Raw genomic sequence first — 6,644 nt, forward strand, 5'->3', positions numbered from 1 at the left:
CCGAGCGCCGCCTCAGCGACTCGACCTACTCGATCTGAGGGAGCCCGACTCGGATCCTCTTCCCGGCACTCGGGAATAGGTGTTCGGTGCGCCCTGTTGTCTCCCATCAGATACCCCAGGGGGGTATAGTGAGACGTAAGCCGCCGAGAGGAATGCACAGATGAGCACCACCACCTACGACGTCACGGGAATGACCTGCGGGCACTGCGAGGGTTCGGTCCGCAGCGAGGTCGCCAAGCTCGAGGGTGTGACCGCGATCCAGGTCAGCGCCGCATCGGGGAGCCTCGTCGTGACCTCCGACGGCGTGATCGACGACGACGCCGTGCTCGCGGCGGTCGACGAGGCCGGCTACAGCGCAGTGCGCGCCTGAGGCCGACCATGTCGAGTGGAGCAGGAACGGCATCGTACGATCTCGAGATCGGCGGCATGACGTGCGCGTCGTGCGCGACGCGGATCGAGAAGCGGTTGAATCGGATCGACGGAGTGGCAGCCTCGGTCAACTATGCGACCGAGAAGGCCCACGTCGAGGTGGCCGACGGCGTCGCCGTCGACGACCTCATCTCCGAGGTGGTGCGCACCGGTTACTCGGCAGCGCTGCAGCGTCCCGATCAGTCGGACGAGACCGATCCGGCCTTCCGAATGCTGCGCCTGCGCCTGATCGTCGCCGCGGCACTCGCGATCCCGGTGATCGCGCTCTCGATGATCGAGCCGCTGCAGTTCCCCGGATGGCAGTGGGCCTCGCTCGCGCTCGCCACACCCGTCGTCGTATGGGCCGCCTGGCCCTTCCATCGGGCGGCGCTGCTCAACGCGCGTCACCGAGCGGTCACCATGGACACGCTGATCTCCGTCGGCGTCACCGCTGCCTTCCTGTGGTCGCTGTACGCCCTGTTCTTCGGCACTGCGGGCATGTGGGGCATGACCCACCCCTTCCGCTTCACGATCGAACGTGGAGACGGTCTCGGCAGCATCTATCTCGAGGTCGCGGCGGGGGTGACGATGTTCCTCCTGCTCGGGCGATTCCTCGAGCAGCGATCGAAGCGCCGTGCCGGTGCGGCGCTTCGTGCTCTGGGTGAGCTCGGCGCGAAGGATGTCTCGGTCATCCGAGACGGACGCGAAGAGCGGATGCCGCTGGAGGCGCTCGCGGTGGGCGACGTCTTCGTCGTGCGCCCGGGCGAGAAGATCGCCACCGACGGCATCGTGCGCGAGGGATCGTCGGCCGTCGACGCATCGATGATCACGGGGGAGTCGGTGCCGATCGAGGTTCGTGCCGGCGACGCCGTGACCGGGGCGACCGTGAATGTCGGAGGGCGGCTGCTCGTCGCGGCCACCCGGGTCGGAGCCGACACGCAGCTCGCACGGATGGCGCGGCTCGTCGAAGAGGCGCAGTCGGGCAAGGCCGAAGCCCAGCGGCTCGCCGACCGGCTGTCGGCCGTGTTCGTGCCGATCGTGTTCGGCATCTCTGCGGTGACCCTGGTCGTCTGGCTGCTCATCGGCGGTGGTGCGGCTGCGGCCTTCACAGCCGCCGTCGCAGTGCTGATCATCGCCTGCCCGTGCGCACTCGGCCTGGCGACGCCGATGGCCCTGCTCGTGGGCACCGGTCGCGGCGCGCAGCTCGGGGTGCTGATCAAGGGACCGGAGGTGCTCGAATCGACCCGTCGCGTCGACACGATCGTGCTCGACAAGACCGGAACGGTGACGACGGGTCGCATGACGCTCGTCGACGTCATCCCCGCTGAGGGGGAAGACGCGACCGAGGTGCTGCGGTTCGCCGCCGCGGTCGAGGATGCCTCGGAGCATCCCATCGCGCAGGCGATCGTGCGGGGTGCGACCGAGCGCATCGGCGAGCTGCCGCCGGTCGATGAGTTCCACAACGCACAGGGACGCGGCGTCACGGGTGTCGTGGAGTCGCGGGCGGTGATCGCCGGACGGCCGTCGTTGCTCGCGGACTGGGCGCTGCATCTCGATCCCGACCTCGAGTCGGCGTTCGATGCCGCGGAATCCGATGCGCGCACGGCGATCGCCGTGGCGTGGGACGGGCGGGTGCGCGGGGTCGTCGTCGTCGCCGATCAGGTCAAGCCGACGAGCGCCGACGCGATCGCCGCCCTTCGAGGGCTCGGGCTGCGACCCGTGCTGCTCACCGGCGACAACGAGACGGCGGCGCGGCGCACCGCCCTCGCGGTCGGCATCGAACAGGTGCGCGCGGGCGCGCTGCCCGAGGGCAAGGTCGATGAGATCGTCGCGCTGCAGCGGCAGGGGAGGGTCGTGGCGATGGTCGGCGACGGCGTCAACGACGCGGCCGCCCTCGCGCAGTCCGACCTCGGCATCGCGATGGGAACGGGGACGGACGCCGCGATCGAGGCATCCGATCTGACTCTCGTACGGGGAGACCTCTGGGGCGCAGTGGATTCCATCCGGCTCGCGCGGCGGACTCTCTCGACGATCCGCGGCAACCTCTTCTGGGCGCTCGCCTACAACGTGGCGGCGATCCCGCTCGCCGCGCTGGGGCTGTTGAACCCGATGCTCGCCGGGGCGGCGATGGCGTTCTCGAGCGTGTTCGTCGTCGTGAACAGTCTTCGACTGCGTCGATTCCGCAGTTCCTCCCCGCAGACAGTGCGCTAGAAGGCGGCCCGGGGCAGGGATATATTGGCTGGACGGAATCGTTCCGGGTCTGTGTCCTGTTCTGGGGAGCGATATGAGGGGCCTCGCTGTCGTCACCGGGGGACTGCTGCTGATCGGCGGAACCGTGCTCGTGGTGGTCGCCGACCAGCAGAGGGTCGATGCGCTCGATGAGGCCAGAGCCGCCGTCGTGCAGGCGGAGGAGAGGCTCGAGACCACCCGCGACGTCAACTACCGGCTCGCCGAGCGGCTGACCGCCCTTCGAACGACGATCGCCGAGCAGGAGACACAGCTGTCCGACACCTCGGGGTTCCCGCGATGACGGCGCACCCGTGTTCCGCAGGATGTTCTCGGTCACCCTCGTCGCCGCCCTGCTTCTCGCCTGCGGCGTGGTGAGTCGGGCTGTCGCGCTCGATGAAGACAGGGCTGCCGTCATCGCTGAGCTGCGGGCGCTGTCGCAGTCGACCCGCACGGCCGAGATGCGCACGGATCATCTCGAGGGCTCGATCGAGATCGCCGAAGACGCCACGGCAGACCGGGCTGCGGTGCTCGACGTGAGACCGGCATTCCTCGACGAGGTCGCCGCGCTGAGTTCGGCGATCTCGGGAGCCGACGGCAAGGTCGACACCGCTGCCCACCGGGCATCGGCACTGGCGGCTCAGAAGACGGTGCTCGCCGAACGCGACGATCCGGCCACCGTCATCGCTGCCACCGCGACCGTGCATGCGCTGATCGAGAAGGTGGGAGAAGACGTCTCGAGCTGGGAAGCGGCGCAGTACGCGGCCCCGTCGGGCCCCGCGTGGTCGTCGAGCGGGCCCGACGGATACGCGCGGGTGCGTGCTGCGCTCGACACGGTCGGCGGTGTCGGCGTCGGGCTGTACGAATCGGCATCCTGCGCGGGTGGCACGGCTCCCGCCTGCGCGAACAGCAACGGATACATCAAGTACCGCGCCGACATCGCGGGGTGGGGTGCCGACCGTTTGAACTGGGCGATGGCGCACGAGCTCGCGCACATCTACCAGTTCCGGGTCTGGGGGGCACTCACATCGTCCGACGCCTACTACTCGATGTTCGGTGGCGACCCCGAGTTCCTCGCGAACTGCATGGCGGTGGTGCGCGGGTACCCGGGCTCGGTCGGATGCGACGGGGCGCAGCAGTCCTGGTCGTCGGCGGTCTGGGTCGGCACGGTCCGCTGAGTCAGGCGACGGGTGTCGTCGTGTCGATCGCCGCGCGCAACGGGCGACGCATCGCTCGCCAGTAGGCGGTGGGGGCGAGCCGCACGAGCACGTCGATGAGACGAGCCTCCCGGCCGACCATCGTGCGCGCGCGTCGTCGCTCGGTCGCCCGCACGATCTGCGCCGCGGCATCCGCAGGCTCGGTGTGGTACATCGCGGCCTGTGCGGCGGCCGCCCGCGCCGCGACGGCGGGATCGATGGCCGCGGCGTATCGGCCGTGCAGGATGATGCCCGTGCGGACGCCTGCGGGGTAGACCGCGCCGACCGTCACCGATGTGCCCTCGAGCTCGTGGCGCAGCGCCTCGGAGAATCCTCGCACCGCGAACTTGCTCAGGGAGTACGGGATGCGCCCGGCAGGGGCGGCCAGCGCGTACACGCTCGCGAGATGCATGATGTGTGCGGCCGGCGCCGCGCGCAGTGCCGGCAGCAGCGCCTTCGTGATCGAGACGGTGCCCCAGAGGTTCACGTCGGTCAGCCAGCGCATCTCCTCCATCGTGAGCTGGTCGAGGGTGCCGAGCATCGATGAGCCGGCGCAGGTGATCAGGGCGTTGATGCGCGGGTGGGCGGCAGTGATCTCTTCTGCCGCGGCGAAGACCGCGTCGTCATCGCGCAGGTCGACGACGTGCGTGGTGACGGGTGTTCCGGGGGGTCGAGCAAGCTCTGCGGCGAGCGCGCCGAGCCGCTCGGCGTCGTGATCGATGAGGGCCAGGTGCACGCCGTCGCCGGCGAGCAGTCGGCTGATGTCCGCGCCCATGCCGCTCGCGGCGCCGGTGATGACGGTCGTGCTCCCGGCGAGGGTGAGACGCGTCATTGCAGTCCTCCTGCGATCGACGGTGCGCCGAAGCCCGGGGAGCGGGTCGGGGCGACCCGATTCCGATCCATTGTGGCCGACTGCATCCGGGAGCGATACCGGTACTCTCGAAGAGAGGAGGTTGCGGTGGGACGAACTGCGGATGCCATCGCCGAGGGCGTTGCTATCGCGACCGCTGCGGCGCGCCTCGCCGTGAAGAATCACATCCTCATCGGCACGATCGCCGAGAACGGCGTCTTCGACACCGACAGGTACGTCGCCGATGCGCGCGAAGCGCTGCGGGCGATGGCCGAGGAGTCGGAAGAGGTCGAGCGCAACCTGACGGAGCTGCGAAAGCGCGCTCGCGGCCGCCACTCCGACCCGTCGGGAACGCACGACTACCGCGACCGCGATGTGCGCAATCTGCGTCGACGGGCCAAGCAGTCGCACGGCGTCGCGACCAAGCTGCGCGAGATGATGGAGAACGACGCCGCGCTGCGCGTCATCGTCGAAGAGGCCCGCGAAGGCGCCTGGGCCGACGTGCGTCACAACCTCGATCGTCGGCTGCACGTCGAAGGCATGCGGCCCGACCAGGACCCCGACTACGACCGCATGCGCGAGGCGCGGATGCAGGCTCTGCGCCTCGTCGACCTGCAGGCGCTGTCGTCGCTGCAGCGTGCGAAGGCCAAGCGGAAGAACAAGCAGAACACGCCCGACGACGACGAGTAAGGGCTCGTTTCGCTTTCACGTCGCGTCTGTTGTAGGCTGTTCTACGGCCCGCTGAGCGGTCCAGGAGCGCCCGTAGCTCAATGGATAGAGCATCTGACTACGGATCAGAAGGTTAGGGGTTCGAGTCCCTTCGGGCGCACATCAGCTGAAACCCCCGTCGCGAAAGCGGCGGGGGTTTTGCGTTGTCCGGGGTGCTCGACTGCATCCGGCGCGCACGCAGCGAAGGAGATAACGCGCAACGAAGGACCGCTCGCCAGGAGTCGTCCTTCGTTACGAGAGTTCTCCTTCGTGACGGGTGGCGCGACGCTCTGATCAGTCCCTGCGCCACATCTCGCCGAGGGTGGATGTGCGGGGCAGCAGGCGCGGTTCGAGCGTCACGCTGCGCGACGGTGCGCCCGGGTTCGCGATCCGCTCGAGCAGCAGATCGACCGCGACCGCACCCATCTCTTCACCCGGCTGGCTCACCGTGCTGATCGGGATCGAGCTCTCGGATGCGAAGTGGTTGTTGTCGTAGCCGGTGATCGCGATGTCGCGGGGCACCGAGAAGCCGGGCACCTCGTTGAGGATCTGGATGAGGCCGATGGCCACCAGGTCGGATGCGGCGACGATCGCGTCATACGTGCCGATGCCGCGGGCGAGGATCTGCCTGCCGGCGTCGCGGCCGTGACGGATGTTCACGCCCCGGGTCTCGAGGATGTCGATCGACGCGTCGGGATGTGCGGCGGCCGCCTGCTCGGCGCCCTCCCAGCGCTGGTTGACGGCGGTGAGGAACCGCGGGCCGCCGACGAAAAGGAGGCGTCTGCGGCCGAGGGCGATCAGGTGCGAGGCCGCCAGGGCGCCGCCGTGGCGTTCGTCCACCGTGACTCCGGGGTAGGCGAGCGAGGGAGATTCGAAGTTGGCCAGCACGGTGGGCGTCGTGCGGTTCTCGGGATGCGGCGACTTCGCGAGCGCGGTGTCGAGCGGGGCGAGGATGATGCCGGCGACACGGGATCGGTCGAGCAGCTCGAGGTTGTGCACCTCGCGGTCGGGGTCGACATCGGAGTTGACGATCAGCACGTCCATCTTGTGTCGGCGCAGGGCGCGCTCGGCACCGCGGGCGATGTCGACGAAGAACGAGTTCCCGAGGTCGGCGAGCACCAGGCCGACGGAGGTGCTGTTGCCGGCGGCCAGTGAGCGTGCGGCGTCGTTGCGCACGAAGCCGAGTTCGGCGATGGAGGCGAGCACCTTGCGGCGCGTGGCCTCGCGGACCTTCTCGGGATTGTTGAGGGTGTTCG

General features: G+C 69.2%; 7 protein-coding genes and 1 tRNA gene. 6 read left to right on the plus strand and 2 right to left on the minus strand.

The window, feature by feature from the left end:
* Positions 1-160: 160 nt before the first annotated feature.
* The 4 genes from J7E68_RS05885 to J7E68_RS05900 all read left to right on the plus strand — a co-directional run bounded on the left by J7E68_RS05885 (position 161) and on the right by J7E68_RS05900 (position 3,812).
* Positions 161-370 carry a heavy-metal-associated domain-containing protein gene (locus tag J7E68_RS05885; protein ID WP_215170739.1) on the plus strand — a complete coding sequence of 70 codons (210 nt, stop codon included), beginning with the start codon at positions 161-163 and terminating at the stop codon, positions 368-370.
* 8 nt (positions 371-378) lie between these two features.
* A complete protein-coding gene (locus J7E68_RS05890; RefSeq protein WP_215170741.1) occupies positions 379-2,619 on the plus strand; it encodes a cation-translocating P-type ATPase in 2,241 nt (746 codons plus the stop codon).
* 73 nt (positions 2,620-2,692) lie between these two features.
* Positions 2,693-2,938 (plus strand): hypothetical protein, encoded by a 246-nt coding sequence (locus J7E68_RS05895; RefSeq protein ID WP_251048692.1) that lies wholly within the window; start codon positions 2,693-2,695, stop codon positions 2,936-2,938.
* A gap of 10 nt (positions 2,939-2,948) precedes the next feature.
* Positions 2,949-3,812, plus strand: coding sequence for a hypothetical protein (locus tag J7E68_RS05900; RefSeq protein WP_215170743.1), 864 nt, complete (start codon positions 2,949-2,951; stop codon positions 3,810-3,812).
* Between the two features lies 1 nt (position 3,813).
* Here J7E68_RS05900 and J7E68_RS05905 read toward each other — a convergent pair whose 3' ends face one another.
* Entirely contained in the window at positions 3,814-4,662 is an 849-nt protein-coding gene (locus tag J7E68_RS05905; RefSeq protein ID WP_215170746.1) for an SDR family oxidoreductase, read from the minus strand.
* Positions 4,663-4,788: 126 nt separating this feature from the next.
* Here J7E68_RS05905 and J7E68_RS05910 point away from each other — a divergent pair, with 126 nt between their 5' ends.
* Both J7E68_RS05910 and J7E68_RS05915 read left to right on the plus strand, forming a co-directional pair.
* Complete coding sequence (locus tag J7E68_RS05910) at positions 4,789-5,370, plus strand: asparagine synthase (protein ID WP_215170748.1); 582 nt, start codon at positions 4,789-4,791, stop codon at positions 5,368-5,370.
* Positions 5,371-5,436: 66 nt separating this feature from the next.
* A tRNA-Arg gene (locus J7E68_RS05915) sits at positions 5,437-5,509 on the plus strand.
* A 173-nt stretch (positions 5,510-5,682) separates the two neighbouring features.
* Here J7E68_RS05915 and J7E68_RS05920 read toward each other — a convergent pair.
* A partial coding sequence (locus J7E68_RS05920) for a LacI family DNA-binding transcriptional regulator (protein ID WP_215170751.1) occupies positions 5,683-6,644 on the minus strand: 962 nt, incomplete at its 5' end.

This window comes from Microbacterium sp. ISL-103 (assembly GCF_018613995.1).
GTDB lineage: Bacteria > Actinomycetota > Actinomycetes > Actinomycetales > Microbacteriaceae > Microbacterium.